We start from the raw sequence: 16,638 nt of genomic DNA, 5'->3' as shown, positions 1-16,638 counted from the left end.
TTTGTCGTTATTGAATGAGAAACTATGTCGATCGAAGTACGTATTTTTAAAGCTGATGCGGGCGTTAAATGGTTTAAAGCTGGGTGGGAAATCTTTAAGCTGCAACCTTTGACTTTTATTTTAATGCATCTGCTAATCGTGATAATTAGCTTTTTGGCATTGCTGCTACCTTTACTGCAAGTTGTTGGTGCATTTGTGACGCCATTTTTGATGGCAGGTTTTTATCAAGCAGTGCTAACAAAGCAGCAAGGCGGGACTATCAGCCAAGCAGATATTTTTAAGCCATTTAGTAATAAAGGAAACCGTATAGGTTTAGTGCGCGTTGCCGTGTATCAGATGGCGGCAGGTATTTTATTAGCCTTACTATCTAATTTCATTTTTGCAGATGCCTACGCAGTTATTTCGAGTCAAACTTTCGACCCACAAAACCAATCACATATAGCAGACTTATTAGCAACCATTTCAATGGGGCAAGTTGCGGTATTTCTATTGGCGATCTGTGTGTATTTAACTGCTTTTGCCTATGCAGTGCCTTTGGTTTATTTTCAAAAGCAAAGCAATATGTTTCAGGTTTTAAAAACCTCATTCATGGTGTTTTACCATAATATGGCGCCACTTGGTGTTTATGGCCTAATTTGCGCTGTTTTAATGGTGATCTGTATTCCTTTATCGTTTATTCCACTATTGGTTTTAATGCCAATTTGTTACATTAGCTTCTTCGTGTCTTTTCAGGCCATTTTTATGCCAGTTGTGCCAAAAGGTGATGACCAAACAAAAGCACCTGAAGCACAGTCACAATCAGGACGCTTTGACGCGTAATGGATGATAAAGAACAAAAGTTAAAGAATTACGTACTTTGGTTATTGTCCCGACAAGATTATTCGCGTCGGGATTTAACGCGAAAGTTACAGCAAAAAGAGGCGACACCTGAGTTTACAGAGCGCTTGTTAGATTGGTGTGAATCACACAACTTTATTAACGAACAGCGCTATTGCGAAGGGTTTGTACGCCGCCATTTAGCTAAGTATCATGGTGTAAAACGCATTCAGAGCGAAGCAATGGCAAAAGGGATAGACCGAGCACTATTAGATAAGACGCTCGAGGAGTTCGAAGTCGATTGGTTCGAACTCGCAAAGGACGCATATTTAAAGAAGTTTTCAAATTCAGGTAAAGAACTCGACCAGAAAGAAAGAGCGAAACGTGTACGCTACTTGATGTATCGAGGCTTTAATTACGAACAAATTGATTTTGCAATGCAAGCACAGCAATAAACGGGTGAGATTTTCACATGCAGCATATGACTACCGCACAGATCAGGCAACAGTTCTTAGGCTTTTTTGCCTCTAAACAACACCAAATTGTTCCTTCAAGCTCGCTGATCCCGGGTAACGATGCCACGTTATTATTCAATAACGCCGGTATGGTGCAATTTAAAGATGTATTTTTAGGTGCGGAAAGCCGCCCTTATTCACGTGCAACCAGCTCTCAACGTTGTGTACGCGCAGGTGGTAAACATAACGACCTTGAAAACGTAGGCTACACTGCACGCCACCATACATTCTTTGAAATGCTAGGTAACTTCAGCTTTGGCGATTACTTCAAGCAAGACGCAATCAAATTTGCTTGGGAGTTTTTAACTGACGTTGTAAAACTACCGCAAGAAAAGCTCCTTGTTACTATTTATCACGATGATGAAGAAGCCTTCAACATTTGGCATAAAGAAGTGGGTCTAAGTGAAGACCGTATTATTCGCATTGCAACTAGCGATAACTTCTGGTCAATGGGTGATACAGGTCCTTGTGGTCCATGTTCTGAAATCTTTTACGATCACGGTGAAGAAATTTGGGGTGGTCCTCCAGGTTCACCTGAAGAAGACGGTGACCGTTTCATCGAGATCTGGAACCTAGTATTTATGCAGTATAACCGCCATGCCGACGGTACAATGGAGCCGCTTCCTAAGCAGTCTGTTGATACAGGTATGGGTCTTGAGCGTATTTCTGCAATTTTACAAGGCGTGCACTCAAACTACGAAATCGATTTATTCCAAGCTCTTATTGCAGCTGCGGCCAAAGTAACAAACGCACAAGATTTAGATGATAAATCGTTACGCGTTGTGGCTGACCACATTCGTTCGTGTGCGTTTTTAGTGTCTGACGGCGTTATGCCGTCAAACGAAGGCCGTGGTTATGTATTACGTCGTATCATTCGTCGTGCTGTTCGTCACGGTAACAAGCTAGGCGCAAAAGGTGCTTTCTTCTATAAGCTAGTTGCTGCGCTAATTGAGCAAATGGGTCAAGCGTACCCAGAGCTTGCTAAGCAACAAGAAATTATTGAAAAAGTACTGCGTATTGAAGAAGAGCAGTTTGGTAAAACACTTGAGCGTGGTCTGGCTATTTTAGAAGAAAGCCTAACTGACATCGAAGGTGATGTGATCCCAGGTGACTTAGTATTCAAACTTTACGATACTTATGGTTTCCCAGCAGACTTAACGGCAGACGTTGCGCGTGAGCGTTTCATGACGATTGATGAGCATGGCTTCCAAGAGTGTATGGCTGTTCAGCGTAAGCAAGCACAGCAAGCGGGTAAGTTTGGTGCTGATTACAACCAACAACTTAAGTCTGAAAAACACACAGACTTTAAAGGTTACGATGCAGAACATTACACAGGTACTGTGGTTGAACTTTTCTCTGAAGGTCAATCGGTTTCTGTACTTGAAGATGGTCAAGAAGGTATCGCAATCTTAGACCGTACACCGTTCTACGCTGAATCAGGTGGTCAGGTTGGTGACACGGGTGTTTTAAAAGTCGCTGGTGGTGAGTTTGTAGTGACTAACACCACGAAACTTGGTAATGCATTTGCACACCATGGTCGTGTACAAGGTCGTATTGGTACAAACGATAAAGCAGAGGCAACAATTGATGCAGCACGTCGCGATAGCATCAAGAAAAACCACACTGCAACGCATATCTTGCATGAAACATTACGCCAAATTTTAGGTGAGCACGTAAGTCAAAAAGGCTCACTAGTTGACCCTGAACGTTTACGTTTTGACTTCTCTCACTTTGAAGCGGTAACAAAAGACGAATTACGTCAAATCGAGCGCGCAGTAAACGATGAAATCCGTCGTAACTTTGCGCTTGAAACTGAGCTAATGGCTATCGAAGATGCAAAAGCAAAAGGTGCGATGGCATTATTCGGTGAAAAATACGACGATGAAGTTCGCGTAGTAACCATTGGTGATTACTCAATCGAGCTATGTGGTGGTACTCACGTTAAGCGTGCAGGTGATATCGGTTTATTTAAAATCGTATCAGAAAGCGGTATCGCAGCCGGTATCCGCCGTATTGAAGCGGTAACAGGTGCTGAAGCGGTTGCTTATGTAAGTGAGCAAGAACAACAGTTAAACGATGTTGCAGCACTAGTAAAAGGTGATAGCAGCACAGTACTTGAAAAAGTAACTGCATTACTTGAGAAATCAAAAGGCCTTGAGAAGCAAATTGCACAGCTTAACGACAAGCTAGCAAGTGCGGCTGGTGCATCGTTACTTGACTCTGTTGTTGAAGTGAACGGTATTAAACTACTGGTTGCTGATGTTGCAGGTACTGAGTCTAAAGCACTACGTGGCATGGTTGATGACCTGAAAACGAAGATTGGCTCAGGTGTTATTGCCCTTGGTGTTGCTAATGGCGACAAAGTAAGCCTAATTGCCGGTGTAACTAAAGACTTAACAGGTAAAGTGAAAGCCGGTGAACTTGTAAATCACATGGCTGCACAAGTAGGCGGTAAGGGCGGTGGTCGTCCTGATATGGCGCAAGCAGGTGGTACTCAGCCAGAGAACCTAGCTGCAGCCTTAGAAAGTGTAACGGCTTGGTTAACTGAGCGTTCTTAATCACTAGTGGCACTTATCGTCCAAAAATTCGGTGGCACCTCAGTTGGCTCAATAGAGCGAATTGAGGCCGTCGCCGACCTTGTTGTAAAAACCAAACAACAAGGCCATCAAGTTGTGGTGGTGCTCTCGGCGATGTCGGGAGAAACTAACCGTCTAATTGAACTCGCTAAACAAATCGATTCTCGACCCAGTGCTCGTGAGCTTGATGTATTGCTAACCACCGGTGAGCAAGTGTCGGTCTCTTTACTCGCTATGGCTATTATTAAACGTGGTCACTCAGCGGTAAGCTTACTTGCTGATCAGGTCAACATTCGCACCGATAACATGTTTGGTAAAGCGCGGATTGAAGAGATTGCGGCGACTCGTCTAAAGCATGAACTTGAACATAACCGGATTGCTATAATAGCGGGCTTTCAGGGCCGCGATATTGAAGGCAATATCACCACGCTTGGTCGCGGTGGTACTGATACCTCTGCGGTTGAGATTGCAGGCGCTATCAATGCCGATGAATGTCAAATTTACACCGATGTTGATGGGGTATACACCACCGACCCACGTATTGAGCCTAATGCGCGACGTATGAGCCATGTCACCTTCGAAGAAATGCTCGAAATGGCTAGTCTTGGGGCTAAGGTACTGCATATTCGTAGTGTCGAAGCGGCAGGAAAATACAATATACCGCTCAGAGTGTTATCGAGTTTTAACCCGGATCAAGGGACCTTGATCAGTTTTGAGGAGCCGGATGTGCAAGCAAACATTGTGTCGGGTATCGCCTTTAATCGTGACGAAAGCTTGATTTACGTCAATGGCGTACACCAAGGAACGGAAAACCTTGCAAAAATTTTGAAACTTTTTGCAGAATTTGGCATCGAAATAGATATGATTAATCAAGTTAATCATAACTTTGAAAAAATAGACTATGCTTTTACTGTGCACACGAATGATTTTGAGCAAGCCCTTGAAATTTTGACCAGTAACCAAGATGGTATCAGCGCAGAATCTATTAAAGGGGTCAGCAATGTTGCCAAGGTGTCTGCAGTAGGTGTAGGGATGAAATCTCACTCTGGTGTGGCAAGTTTATTTTTTAATGCCCTTGCCGATGAAAACATCAAAGTGATGCTTGTATCGACATCAGAAATAAAGATATCAGTTTTAATTGACGAAAAGTATTTAGAACTGGCTGTACGTGCGCTACACAAAGTTTTTTTAACCGAAAATGAATAAGATCTAGAGTTTTTACTTACTTTTAAGTCTAGATTTCATTAGAATGTTTTTGACGCGGAATCTTTTAATTTTTTGGAACATGGGAGCAAGAGAATGCTAATACTAACTCGTAGAGTAGGTGAAACCCTAATGATCGGTGACGAAGTAACAGTTACTGTTCTTGGTGTTAAAGGAAATCAAGTTCGCATTGGTGTAAACGCACCGAAAGATGTATCAGTACATCGTGAAGAAATCTACATGCGAATTCAAGCAGAGAAATCTAACCCAAATCCGGGCAACGTTTAATCAGCGACAGATATTTTAAGAGCCACTCACTGAGTGGCTCTTTTATTTAGTTCGGCCGTCATTTCATCATTTAGCGCTTGTTTAGAAATATACTGCATACCGCGCTGTGCCTTTAAAATATAACCTCGCTCAGTTTCAATAATCTCACTAATCTGTTGCCAGCTTAATTGGTAGCTTTTATGCGGGTTTTCGGCCTTAACGCCTTCATCATCAAATACGATAGTCACTTCGCTGCCTGATGCACGGCTCATCATTTGTCTTGCGACCCACCATGGGCGCTTGTAATAAAACGATAAGCACTCAACGACGGCAAGCATAATCATAAAGCTACCAAGGTAATGATTCTCTAATTGATAAAACGCCAATAAGCCTAAGGTTATTAACAGTATCAACAGCGGGTATTTAGGCTTGGCTTGAGATGAATAAGGCAAAGACTCATCAAAGCATTCGTAATAATACGGTTTATCTAATGTGTAAGTTGTACTTAATGTCATTCGTGGGCTCACTTAATTTGCTGACAGCAGTTTAACATTGATAGAAAAAATCTGCCGTAGTTGGTTTTCATTTAGTTGTCATTGTGAGAGCTTAAGGTATGTGTATTTTAAAGGCGTAAGTTGTATGTTTGTTAGTTCAATGTCATTAGCACTTGCAATGACCACAAATACTTTTTTAGTTATGGGCGATATGCCATACACCCCGATTGATGAAATTAATCTCGCCAAAGGCGGAAAAATTACCAAGGCAATCGAAGCAACACCGCATGGCTTTTTAATACATCTTGGTGATATGAAATCGGGAGCACTTGCTTGCACGAACAAGCTTTTGCAAACAAATAAAGCGTTATTGACGTCATTGACCCCACAGCCTTTTATTTACACCCCCGGTGATAATGAATGGACCGATTGTGACCGAGAAAAGCTATCGGTACGTTTTGATGAGCTTGAGCGGCTAAGCTTTGTTAAAGGCTTAATGTTCGACGAGGCTTATACACAAAAAGCACAGCAACTACAGGGTTATGCCACACAAGCTGAAATGCTAGAGAATGCCCGTTGGCAGTTTGATGGTATTGAGTTTCGTACTTTGCATATACCGGGCACTTTTAATGGCCGCTCGCAAATTTTAAAAAGTGACAAAAACGCAGCACTTGATGCCGCTGACAAACGTGATAAGTACAACTTAATTTGGTTAAAACAAGCACTTGTTCAACAAGATGCTAAGGCCTATGTGTTTGGCTTTCAGGCTGATATTTACCACCCAAGCAGTAAACCCGCCTGTAGTGAATCGCAGCGCTCTAAATGTGATGCATTTAAACTATACCGAGATGCCATCAGCGACTTTGCAAAGCACACTAAGAAGCCTGTGCTTGTAATGCATGGTGATACCGGCCCATATTGTCAGCAGCCGTTAGCGAGTAACTTAACGCGTTTAAATGTCCCCGGAGATTTTGCTGTAAGCGATGTCGCAAAAGTAAGTTTTATCGACGGCCAATGGCATATAGCGAGTGTAACGACAAATGTGCCCCTCACTAAGGTATGTGAGTGATAACGTTGGGTAGAACGGAGACGCAGTCAGAGCCATCAGCTTTCAGCCGTCAGCTATCAGATTAAAACCCAACAAGTTAGCGAGTTTGAGGCTCACGTAGGCGTGAAATTTATTTCGCGCGGTGGTTTATAAAGTCATCAGACTTTAAACCCAAGTTAAGACTTGTAGGAGGCGTTTTAACGCCGAAAAACTCACGCTATAGCCAAAAGTTCACGGTTAAAATCATTCCTACGATTATCTCAGATCTCATGCATCATTTAAAAAACAAAAAAGCGGCACTTGGCCGCTTTTCTTAAGTATGGTGTGCTATTAGCAGTTAGTTTCTTCTGCGTTAACACCTTCTTTTACTTCTTCACATGCATCTTCAACTGCATTTTGTGTATCAGTAATTGCTTCGTCAATACGCTCACCTGCGTCTTCAGCAGAGTTGTCTTCACAACCCATGATGAAAAGACCTGAAAATAGGGCGATAGTTGCGGCTTTTAAAGTTGAATTTTTCATAATGAAATTCCTTGTAAATTTAAAAATAAAGTAAGTGGTTATCTGCTTTTAACTACTTAGGGACGTTGCCTCTAAGTGCTCCTGATACCAGCGAAATAACAAGTAATACTAAAAATATAAAAAAGATAATCTTAGCGATGCCTGCAGCGGCTCCTGCGATACCGCCAAAACCTAACACTGCTGCGATTAACGCGATAACTAGAAAAGTAATTGTCCAGCGTAACATAGTGGTCTCCTTGGCTATTTAAATTTTCTTAAGTTCGATGTAACTGAAGCGAGTTCTGTGCCAGAACTTTTATTTTATATATTTCAATGGGTTGTGTGTTTTTGTTGTTCTTTAGAGGGTTCATCATTTGGTAACTTTTACGAGTAAGCATGTAACTTATTCATAGTGATATTTTTTCATATTGAGATGCATGAGAAAAAGAGATAATGCACTAATAAATGGTAAGACCAATTTAACATTATTTGGGTTGGCTACCTCTAACACCTTGTTGTGTGTGGTTTTTAGCCATTTTGTTGCTATTAATTAATAGTTCAGCATATAACGACTGGCTATATTGATTATTTATATCATCTATAGCGGGGCTTTAAATGCATAAATAGTGGGGTGTTAATTATATGTACGTCATGTTATTTTAAATTTAATTGGTTTTACCAATTTACAATGGTGCTATACAAATGAATTTTGTTTGTTATTATTGGTGCATAATTATTTAACAAAAATAACTTTTTATTTTAAGTAAGCGAGGGGAGTCGTATGGATATAGGTGGATTACTCACCACTGCGGCCAGTTTGATGGTGACAGGCATGGTAGGCGTGTTTGTTTTTCTGACTATTTTGATTTCAGCAGTCACTTTAATGTCAAAGCTGGTGGGTCGATTTGATGATCCTGCAACTGCAGAACCTACGCGTACAGCAAAAGTTCAACCTCAACAGGGTGTGCCACAGGCACATATTGCAGCAATCAGCGCTGCAATTGCTCAATTTCGAAATAAACAAAAATAACGGGGCAGCTTAAACATGGCTAAATTAAAACTAACCGAACTAGTATTGCGCGACGCACACCAGTCTCTTTTGGCAACGCGTATGCGCTTAGACGACATGCTACCCATGACAGAAAAACTCGATAATGCGGGTTATTGGTCAATTGAATCATGGGGTGGTGCGACGTTTGACTCGTGTATCCGTTATTTAGGTGAAGATCCTTGGCAACGTATTCGCGAGCTAAAAGCGGCAATGCCAAACACTAAGCAACAAATGCTACTACGCGGACAGAATCTTCTAGGTTACCGTCATTATGCTGATGATGTAGTCGAAAAGTTTGTTGAGCGTGCCCACAAAAACGGTGTTGATGTTTTCCGTATTTTCGATGCGATGAACGATGTGCGTAACCTTGAAACTGCCATTAAAGCTGCTGTTAAAGTAGGTGCTCATGCCCAAGGTACTATTTCGTACACAGTAAGCCCAGTCCATACGCTTGATATGTGGCTTGAGCTTGCAAAACAACTAGAAGATCTTGGTTGTCATTCAATTTGTATCAAAGATATGGCAGGTTTATTAAAGCCTTATGATTGTGAACAGTTGATCAAAGGTTTAAAAGAAACTGTGTCTATTCCTATTGCGATGCAATGCCACGCGACCACAGGTTTAAGCACTGCAACTTACCAAAAAGCGATCGATGCAGGTATCGATATGCTTGATACGGCTATTTCGTCAATGAGTATGACCTATGGTCATAGCGCCACAGAAACCATCGTTTCAATTGTAGAAGGCACTGAGCGAGACACAGGCCTTGATTTAAACCAATTAGAAGAAATTGCTGCTTACTTCCGTGACGTACGCAAGAAATATGCTGCATTTGAAGGCAGCCTTAAAGGCGTTGATGGACGTATCTTATTAGCGCAAGTGCCGGGCGGCATGTTAACTAATATGGAAAATCAGCTTAAAGAGCAAGGTGCTGCTGACAAACTTGATCAAGTATTACTCGAGATCCCGCGTGTTCGCGAAGACTTAGGTTACATTCCACTCGTTACACCAACCTCGCAAATTGTTGGTACTCAAGCGGTACTTAATGTTTTGACTGGCGAGCGATATAAAACCATCACTAAAGAAACTGCGGGTGTGCTTAAAGGCGAGTATGGTGCAACACCAGCGCCAATGAATAAAGAGCTGCAAGAACGTGTACTAGATGGCGCTGAAGCAATCACTTGCCGTCCTGCTGATAAGCTTGAGCCTGAACTTGAGAAGCTTGAAGCAGAGTTATTAAGTGAAGCTAAAGAGCAAGGTTTAGAGCTTGCTGATGACGTGATTGATGATGTGCTTACTTACGCATTATTCCCTCAAATTGGCCTTAAGTTTATTAAAAACCGTAACAACCCTGATGCGTTTGAAGCAATTCCAACGGGTGAAGTTGCTAAGTCAGAAAGCAAACCAGCCGCTTCAAGTCCTGCAAAAGCAGAGCAATACAGCGTTAAAGTTGACGGTAAAGTTTACGATGTGGTCGTAGCGCAAGGTGGTGAACTAAAAGAAGTAACTCTAAAAGACAGTGAGTTAATTCCTCAATCTGCCTCAGCGTCTGTTAGCGAAACCTTAAACGCGCCGTTAGCAGGCAATATTTTCAAAGTGAAAGTAAAAGCTGGCCAAACAGTAAATGAAGGTGATGTGGTTATCATAATGGAAGCAATGAAAATGGAAACAGAAGTTCGCGCCGCACACTCAGGTACAATAGCTGAAGTATTAGTAGCAGAGGGCGACTCTGTTGCCACTGGCGATGCGCTAATCGCGCTAGCATAGGAGACAGAGGATGGATGGTGTTTTAAACCTCTGGCATGCGACAGGTATTGCTAACTTTACCTTTCCTGCATTAATAATGATTGCGGTAGGTTGCGGGTTATTATATCTCGCAATCGCCCGTAAATTTGAGCCATTATTGTTATTACCTATCGGCTTTGGGGCTATTTTAACTAATATTCCTGTAGCCGGGTTATCTGAACCGGGTGGTTTGCTTTATTACGTGTACGATATCGGGATTGATTCTGGGGTGTTCCCACTTTTGATCTTTATGGGCGTGGGGGCGCTTACAGACTTTAGTGCCTTGATAGCAAATCCGCGTATGTTGCTGTTAGGCGCGGCTGCACAGTTTGGTATTTTTGCTACTTTATTTGGTGCAATTCTACTTAACTTTATTCCTGGTTTTGAGTTTACACTTCAAGATGCATCGGCCATTGCCATTATTGGTGGAGCAGATGGTCCAACAGCTATTTTCTTAGCATCTAAGCTGGCACCTGATTTACTTGGTGCAATAGCAGTAGCGGCTTATTCATATATGGCACTTGTGCCAATTATTCAGCCGCCAATTATGCGTGCATTAACAACGCAAGCAGAGCGTGAAATTCAAATGCCGCAACTTCGTACAGTATCGAAGAAAGAGAAAATTGTTTTTCCGTTAATGGTGCTTAGTTTAACCATCTTGTTTTTACCAGCAGCAACGCCGCTTGTGGGCATGTTCTGCCTAGGTAACTTGATGCGTGAATCGGGCGTGGTTGATCGTTTAAGCAATAGTGCACAAAACGAAATCATCAACATTACCACCATTTTCTTAGGCTTAGCGGTAGGCTCAAAGCTTGCGGCAGATAAGTTCTTAACCGTAGAAACAATCGGTATTTTGGTGTTAGGTGCATTGGCCTTTGCAATTGGTACAGCGTCAGGCGTGTTTATGGCAAAAGGTCTGAATAAGATCTCTAAATCGCCAATCAACCCATTAGTAGGCGCAGCAGGTGTGTCAGCGGTACCAATGGCAGCACGGGTGGTTAATAAGGTCGGCCTTGAGAGCAACCCGCATAACTTCTTGTTAATGCATGCCATGGGACCAAACGTAGCAGGGGTATTAGGAAGTGCCGTTGCAGCAGGTATTCTGTTAGCGATTGTTGGCTAAGTCGATTTACTTCCAACCGACTGGCGCAGTAATTTTACTGCGCTTTTTTTTGCCTATAGACTAGGGCCACCCTAAAGAAATTGTAGTTAAATGATAGTTGTGTAAGGAAGCCGCCATGAATGTTTTTATTATCTTATTATGCCTTTTTGTTGCCTTGGTTATTCTAATACCGCTACTTGAAAAGTATCAGTCTAGAATGGGGCTTGATGGCGCGACAAAGTATGCAAAGTACATTTGGCCACTGGTGATGATTTCGCTGATTATTCAACTTATCTATGTTCTTTTAAGGTAATAGTTGTATTAAACCGCAGTGCTATCAGTACTCATTTTAGTAAAGTCTATAATAGTTTTAGCCGGGTTTATTTGGCACAAAAAAGCCGCTTCAATTGAAGCGGCTTTTTTATGTTTACTTAACTACTTATTTAGCGCCAATTGTAACTCACGGTTACGCTGTAATTGCGCCAAGAAGTTATCAGCAATTGGTTTAAACTTAGCTAACTCATCGCGCGGTAAAGGCTCTGATTTAGGTAGTTTGACCGTTTTAGGGTTACGGTGTACACCGTTAACTAAGAATTCATAGTGTAAGTGAGGGCCTGTTACACGACCTGTTGCGCCAACGGTACCAATCTTCTGGCCTTGCTTCACTTTCTGACCAGTTCTAACCATCTTTTTGTCTAAGTGTAAGTACTTAGTTACATACTGTGTGCCATGGCTAATAAATACATAGTTACCATTGTATTTACTGTAGCCTGCTCTAATCACTTTACCATTACCCGATGATACAACTGGCGTACCGGTACGCGCTGCGTAATCGATACCGTTATGTGGTTTTACCGTTTTGGTCACTGGGTGTAAGCGACGCGGGTTAAAGCTCGAACTAATATACTTAAAGTTAACTGGCGCACGTAAGAAAGCTTTTTTCATGCTGCGGCCTTCAGGCGTATAGAAGTTACCATCGGTATGGCGAATAGCAGTGTAACGCTCGCCTTGGTTAATAAACTCTGCGGCAATAATTTTACCGTCGCCAATGTATTCACCATCAACATAGTGAGCTTCGTAAATAAGACCAAATTGGTCACCTTTACGAATGTCATTAGCAAAGTCGACATCCCAACCAAAGATGTCAGCAAAATTCATAATTTGACGCTCGCTTAAGCCAGCGGCAATGCCTGATGTCCAAAAGCTATTAGAGATCTCGCCGCCAGCAGATTTACTTAGCGTTTCGATTTCTTTGCTATCGATAGAAGTGTCGTAGTTACCTTCGTCATTTAATGTAACGTATAAGGTATCTGTTTTTGAGATCACATAACGAAGCTGCGCTAAAGAGCCATCTTCAGCGGTTGCAAAGCTTAAGATTTCGCCTGGGTGAATTTTTGTTAACTTACGAGTTTCAGCGTTGGTATTAACTAGTTTGTGTAATGTTTGCGCTGAGAAACCCGCACGTTTAAAGATAAGTGCTAAATTATCGCCATTACGTACTTCATGGTCGATAAGCTCGTATTCTGGAAGTTTTGCTGCTGCTTGCTCCGAATTAAGCTCAGTTAGTTTTTCGTTATCATCAACTTTAACTTGTAATTCGTAGCGTTTGCCAATTTCAAGTGCGTTTGCACTGTTGTCCTTTGATGCGGTGGCTTTTTCAGAAGGCAATAACGCCAAGCCGACAATAGCAGAAACCAAACCGAGAATAAGCAGTTTGTGTTTTTTGGGAAGTTTGTGCACTACGTGAACCATATCGTGCCTTTTCTGCTGTCAAGAAATTTAAATACTAATATCGCAGGATATACCTAAAATAGAGCAAATACCAGTGTTTTGTAGATTTAAACTGGCGCTATTTTACGCTAGAATTGGCCTGCGCGTTAAACTTTTTTGTTTAAAATTGCAGCAGATGTCTATGGTTAAACTAAATCTACATTAGTTAACTAAAGTCCCTTCATTAAATTGCAATAACGCGGTATAAAGAACAATCATGCGCGCTGCCTTCAGGGCTGTTTCTTAAACTATTTAAGTTAGGCTTTTTTCTAGTGTCGCTTTTTGGTGCTAACTAGCTAAATTTTAAAGTTTTTAGCTCTATATTTATAACCCTGACAGGCCACCACGCCCCGGTAGCTGAATTTTTGGAGTAATACACAGTGGATTTACAAACCGCTCTAGCTGAGATAAAACGCGGTGCAGAAGAGATATTAATTGAAGACGAATTAGTCGAAAAGCTAAAGTCTGGTAAGAAACTTAAGATCAAAGCGGGTTTCGATCCAACTGCGCCTGATCTGCATTTAGGTCACACAGTTCTTATCAACAAAATGAAAACCTTCCAAGACCTAGGTCATGAAGTGATTTTCTTGATCGGTGACTTCACCGGTATGATTGGTGATCCGACGGGTAAAAACGTAACGCGTAAACCGTTAACCCGTGAAGATGTATTAGCTAATGCTGAAACCTATAAAGAGCAAGTATTTAAGATTCTTGATCCTGCTAAAACTACAGTTGCATTCAACTCTACTTGGATGGAGAACTTAGGTGCAGCAGGTATGATTAAACTGGCTGCGCGTCAAACAGTAGCACGTATGCTAGAACGTGATGACTTTAAAAAGCGTTATGCCAACGGTCAATCAATTGCTATCCACGAATTTTTATATCCACTGGTACAAGGTTGGGACTCAGTTGCATTAGAAGCTGATGTTGAGCTTGGCGGTACAGACCAACGCTTTAACCTATTAATGGGTCGTGAATTACAAAAAGACGAAGGTCAAAAGCCACAAACAGTACTTATGATGCCACTGCTTGAAGGTACTGATGGCGTTCAGAAAATGTCTAAGTCATTAGGTAATTACATTGGTATTACTGATGAGCCTAACGACATGTTTGGTAAAGTGATGTCTATTAGTGATGAGCTAATGTGGCGTTACTATGACTTATTAAGTGCATTATCTATCGAAGAGATTGCAGCGCTTAAACAACGTGTTGCAGATGGTGCAAACCCGCGCGACATTAAGATTGAGCTTGCCAAAGAAATGATTGCACGTTTCCACAGCGAAGAAGCAGCCGAAGGTGCTCATCAAGATTTCATCAAGCGTTTCCAAAAGAATGCATTACCAGATGAGATCCCTGAAGTAACAGTAACAATTGCTGAAGACACTGTGTTTATCACTAATCTATTAAAAGAAGCGAACCTTGTTGCAAGTACGTCAGAAGCAATGCGTATGATTAAACAAGGCGCTGTAAAGATTAATGGTGAAGAAAAAGTAACGGATACTAAGCTTGAAGTTGCTAAAGGCACTACACAGATTTACCAAGTAGGTAAACGTAAGTTTGCTAAAATCACCTTAGCTTAAATAAGCTAACAGAATAAAAACCAGCTGCGGCTGGTTTTTTTGTGCCTTTTTTAGTTAATAAACAGCGTAGCCACTTCAATGGCGATGATAAGTAGTAACCAAAATGCTTTCGCTTGATTTAAGCGATTCACTAAAGCGGGAATATCATCGGCATCTGGTAGGCGATCGGTACCAACACGCATTTTATTAAAGCGCTCACCTTGGTAAAGGGCAGGGCCGCCTAACTGTACTTGCAAAGCAGCCGATGTAACACTTAACAGCCAACCCGTATTGGTTTGATAAAAATGTCTGCCATAGTGCTTAATGTAATGAATGCTCTGTCTACTGGCATTGGTTGCTGCAATGGTTAATGCAACTAATCGAGTGGGTAACCACTCCAATACAAATAGTAACTTAGCAATGGTAGCCAAAAACGGGTTGTTTGGTTTTTGGTTTTTTCGCCATGCTTGATGAATTAATGTCAGTAAGCGATAAACTAAAGCAAGGATAGCGCCGCCAAGTAGATAAAAGAAGATAACGGCAAAATAATGCCGCGCACTTTGTAACACCAGTGACTCCATGGTTGCTTTACAAATTCCAGAAGCCGATAAACGTGATACATCACGGGCAACAAGGCTCGAGAGTAGCTCTCTAGCAGTCGCTTTTTGGTTGAGCTTGAGCAATCTGGCAATACGTAATGATTTCTTCTCTTGCGCGCGGCTACTGAGTAACAAATATAAAACTAAGCCACTTAATAACTCAGGGTAAAAAGCAAACTCTAAAAACAGCACAACTAATGTCACTATCACTAAAATAGTGAGTGTAAAAGCCAAAGTTGAGGCTAAATATTGATAGCTTTTAGGATTCGTTGGGTTGTATAAACGATCGCTGAGGGCAGAGAAAATAACGGTTAAAAAGGTATTAGGATGATACCAACTAACCAAAGGAAAGAAGCGCTCAGCTAAGAGCGCTACAAAAAATACAATAATGTCCAAATGGTTTTGAACAATATTTGCAATCACCTTATAAACTCACCGATGTTAGCTTCTCTAAAAGAGCAACAACCATTTTAGATGAGTTGATAGATGCAGTTTCGATATACTCTTCAAATGATTGCGGCGATTCTTTGCCAGCAATGTCAGACATTGAACGAATAACAACAAATGGTGTTTCTAGCACGTGACAAGCTTGTGCAATTGCTGCACCTTCCATTTCTACTGCAAGCATAGTTGGAAATTCTGCGCGTGTTTTTTCAATTCTTACCGGGTCACACATGAATGAATCACCAGTACAAATTAGGCCAATCATGGTTTTGACATCGCTGATTTGGCTTACGCTTTGCTCTGCCGCTTCAATCAATTTAGGGTGCGCAGCAAAGCCCGCTGGCATTTGTGGTACTTGGCCGATTTCGTAACCGAATGCAGTCACGTCTACATCGTGGTGACGAACTTCTGAAGAAATAACGACATCACCTACATTTAGCGATGGCTCAAAACCACCTGCAGAACCTGTGTTGATCACACAATCTGGGCTGAAGTTGTCGATTAGTAGTGTCGTTGCTACTGCAGAAGCTACTTTACCAATACCAGATTGAACTAAAGTAACAGTGTTACCCGCTAATTCACCGGTGTAAAAGGTAAAACCAGCTTTAGTCATGATGCTTGGGTTTACCATTGCTTCGCGTAAGATTTTTACTTCTGGCTCCATCGCGCCAATAATACCAACGTGCATAATATTTGATTCCTTAGATTGAATAGGATGATTATACCTAAAAATGTCTAAAACAAACAAAAAAGCAGACCTTAAAGTCTAATGCCTGTCAGTTAAGAGCTGACAGGCATTTTTTGGGGCTTTCGTTCAGGGTACCGACTGGGTCTCTTTTTCACACATCTTGGATAATGTCTTTCTCTTCGCTCTGGCAGCACAAAGGTTTCAGCCATTGCAATAAGTT

16 protein-coding genes are annotated in these 16,638 nt (G+C 41.7%); 10 read left to right on the top strand and 6 right to left on the bottom strand.

The features are described from left to right. Positions 1–24 precede the first annotated feature (24 nt). The 5 genes from JIG37_RS18690 to csrA all read left to right on the top strand — a co-directional run bounded on the left by JIG37_RS18690 (position 25) and on the right by csrA (position 5,398). Positions 25–819 carry a BPSS1780 family membrane protein gene (locus JIG37_RS18690; protein ID WP_199530056.1) on the top strand — a complete coding sequence of 265 codons (795 nt, stop codon included), beginning with the start codon at positions 25–27 and terminating at the stop codon, positions 817–819. Further along, on the top strand, positions 819–1,271 hold the full coding sequence (locus tag JIG37_RS18685; RefSeq protein WP_054551279.1) for a regulatory protein RecX: 453 nt from the start codon (positions 819–821) through the stop codon (positions 1,269–1,271). Before JIG37_RS18690 ends, JIG37_RS18685 begins: the two co-directional genes overlap by 1 nt. Positions 1,272–1,288: 17 nt before the next feature. Then, complete coding sequence (gene alaS, locus JIG37_RS18680; RefSeq protein WP_199530055.1) at positions 1,289–3,889, top strand: alanine--tRNA ligase; 2,601 nt, start codon at positions 1,289–1,291, stop codon at positions 3,887–3,889. A 6-nt stretch (positions 3,890–3,895) separates the two neighbouring features. Continuing rightward, entirely contained in the window at positions 3,896–5,113 is a 1,218-nt protein-coding gene (locus JIG37_RS18675) for an aspartate kinase (RefSeq protein WP_138601893.1), read from the top strand. Between the two features lie 93 nt (positions 5,114–5,206). Beyond that, positions 5,207–5,398, top strand: coding sequence for a carbon storage regulator CsrA (gene csrA / locus JIG37_RS18670; RefSeq protein WP_036970495.1), 192 nt, complete (start codon positions 5,207–5,209; stop codon positions 5,396–5,398). A 26-nt stretch (positions 5,399–5,424) separates the two neighbouring features. Here csrA and JIG37_RS18665 read toward each other — a convergent pair whose 3' ends face one another. After that, a complete protein-coding gene (locus tag JIG37_RS18665) occupies positions 5,425–5,892 on the bottom strand; it encodes a YcxB family protein (RefSeq protein ID WP_138601895.1) in 468 nt (155 codons plus the stop codon). 124 nt (positions 5,893–6,016) lie between these two features. On the opposite strand from JIG37_RS18665, the gene JIG37_RS18660 reads away from it, so the two are divergent. Continuing rightward, on the top strand, positions 6,017–6,940 hold the full coding sequence (locus JIG37_RS18660) for a hypothetical protein (protein ID WP_199530054.1): 924 nt from the start codon (positions 6,017–6,019) through the stop codon (positions 6,938–6,940). Positions 6,941–7,249: 309 nt separating this feature from the next. On the opposite strand, the gene JIG37_RS18655 is transcribed toward JIG37_RS18660, so the two are convergent. Together JIG37_RS18655 and JIG37_RS18650 are read right to left on the bottom strand one after the other, a co-directional pair. Beyond that, entirely contained in the window at positions 7,250–7,441 is a 192-nt protein-coding gene (locus JIG37_RS18655; protein WP_054551284.1) for a hypothetical protein, read from the bottom strand. A gap of 52 nt (positions 7,442–7,493) precedes the next feature. After that, positions 7,494–7,667 (bottom strand): DUF1328 family protein, encoded by a 174-nt coding sequence (locus tag JIG37_RS18650; RefSeq protein WP_064485886.1) that lies wholly within the window; start codon positions 7,665–7,667, stop codon positions 7,494–7,496. A gap of 534 nt (positions 7,668–8,201) precedes the next feature. On the opposite strand from JIG37_RS18650, the gene JIG37_RS18645 reads away from it, so the two are divergent. The 3 genes from JIG37_RS18645 to JIG37_RS18635 are packed head-to-tail and all read left to right on the top strand — an operon-like array spanning position 8,202 to position 11,379. Continuing rightward, a complete protein-coding gene (locus JIG37_RS18645) occupies positions 8,202–8,450 on the top strand; it encodes an OadG family transporter subunit (protein ID WP_199530053.1) in 249 nt (82 codons plus the stop codon). Positions 8,451–8,465: 15 nt separating this feature from the next. Next, a complete protein-coding gene (gene oadA, locus JIG37_RS18640; protein ID WP_199530052.1) occupies positions 8,466–10,238 on the top strand; it encodes a sodium-extruding oxaloacetate decarboxylase subunit alpha in 1,773 nt (590 codons plus the stop codon). Positions 10,239–10,248: 10 nt separating this feature from the next. Then, complete coding sequence (locus JIG37_RS18635; protein ID WP_194441752.1) at positions 10,249–11,379, top strand: sodium ion-translocating decarboxylase subunit beta; 1,131 nt, start codon at positions 10,249–10,251, stop codon at positions 11,377–11,379. Positions 11,380–11,793: 414 nt separating this feature from the next. On the opposite strand, the gene JIG37_RS18630 is transcribed toward JIG37_RS18635, so the two are convergent. Next, positions 11,794–13,110: a peptidoglycan DD-metalloendopeptidase family protein gene (locus JIG37_RS18630; RefSeq protein ID WP_054551288.1), complete on the bottom strand. Its 1,317-nt coding sequence runs from the start codon at positions 13,108–13,110 to the stop codon at positions 11,794–11,796. Between the two features lie 398 nt (positions 13,111–13,508). On the opposite strand from JIG37_RS18630, the gene tyrS reads away from it, so the two are divergent. Then, positions 13,509–14,708, top strand: coding sequence for a tyrosine--tRNA ligase (gene tyrS, locus JIG37_RS18625; protein ID WP_199530051.1), 1,200 nt, complete (start codon positions 13,509–13,511; stop codon positions 14,706–14,708). Between the two features lie 50 nt (positions 14,709–14,758). Here tyrS and ampE read toward each other — a convergent pair whose 3' ends face one another. Further along, on the bottom strand, positions 14,759–15,709 hold the full coding sequence (gene ampE, locus JIG37_RS18620; protein WP_199530050.1) for a regulatory signaling modulator protein AmpE: 951 nt from the start codon (positions 15,707–15,709) through the stop codon (positions 14,759–14,761). A gap of 1 nt (position 15,710) precedes the next feature. Beyond that, entirely contained in the window at positions 15,711–16,418 is a 708-nt protein-coding gene (gene mtnN / locus JIG37_RS18615; RefSeq protein ID WP_054551291.1) for a 5'-methylthioadenosine/S-adenosylhomocysteine nucleosidase, read from the bottom strand. Between the last annotated feature and the right edge of the window lie 220 nt (positions 16,419–16,638).

Source organism: Pseudoalteromonas sp. bablab_jr010 (assembly GCF_016464105.1).
GTDB lineage: Bacteria > Pseudomonadota > Gammaproteobacteria > Enterobacterales > Alteromonadaceae > Pseudoalteromonas > Pseudoalteromonas simplex.
Note: the sequence above shows the minus strand (reverse complement) of the source record. Positions and strands in the feature narration are given on the sequence as shown.

What these genes read in the sequence shown, in the direction of transcription:
- JIG37_RS18655 (WP_054551284.1), bottom strand. Translation starts at nt 7,441, where the DNA reads ATGAAAAATTCAACTTTAAAAGCCGCAACTATCGCCCTATTTTCAGGT.
- JIG37_RS18650 (WP_064485886.1), bottom strand. Translation starts at nt 7,667, where the DNA reads ATGTTACGCTGGACAATTACTTTTCTAGTTATCGCGTTAATCGCAGCA.
- JIG37_RS18685 (WP_054551279.1), top strand. Translation starts at nt 819, where the DNA reads ATGGATGATAAAGAACAAAAGTTAAAGAATTACGTACTTTGGTTATTG.
- JIG37_RS18645 (WP_199530053.1), top strand. Translation starts at nt 8,202, where the DNA reads ATGGATATAGGTGGATTACTCACCACTGCGGCCAGTTTGATGGTGACA.
- oadA (WP_199530052.1), top strand. Translation starts at nt 8,466, where the DNA reads ATGGCTAAATTAAAACTAACCGAACTAGTATTGCGCGACGCACACCAG.
- JIG37_RS18635 (WP_194441752.1), top strand. Translation starts at nt 10,249, where the DNA reads ATGGATGGTGTTTTAAACCTCTGGCATGCGACAGGTATTGCTAACTTT.
- mtnN (WP_054551291.1), bottom strand. Translation starts at nt 16,418, where the DNA reads ATGCACGTTGGTATTATTGGCGCGATGGAGCCAGAAGTAAAAATCTTA.
- alaS (WP_199530055.1), top strand. Translation starts at nt 1,289, where the DNA reads ATGCAGCATATGACTACCGCACAGATCAGGCAACAGTTCTTAGGCTTT.
- JIG37_RS18665 (WP_138601895.1), bottom strand. Translation starts at nt 5,892, where the DNA reads ATGACATTAAGTACAACTTACACATTAGATAAACCGTATTATTACGAA.
- JIG37_RS18630 (WP_054551288.1), bottom strand. Translation starts at nt 13,110, where the DNA reads ATGGTTCACGTAGTGCACAAACTTCCCAAAAAACACAAACTGCTTATT.
- JIG37_RS18660 (WP_199530054.1), top strand. Translation starts at nt 6,017, where the DNA reads ATGTTTGTTAGTTCAATGTCATTAGCACTTGCAATGACCACAAATACT.
- JIG37_RS18690 (WP_199530056.1), top strand. Translation starts at nt 25, where the DNA reads ATGTCGATCGAAGTACGTATTTTTAAAGCTGATGCGGGCGTTAAATGG.
- csrA (WP_036970495.1), top strand. Translation starts at nt 5,207, where the DNA reads ATGCTAATACTAACTCGTAGAGTAGGTGAAACCCTAATGATCGGTGAC.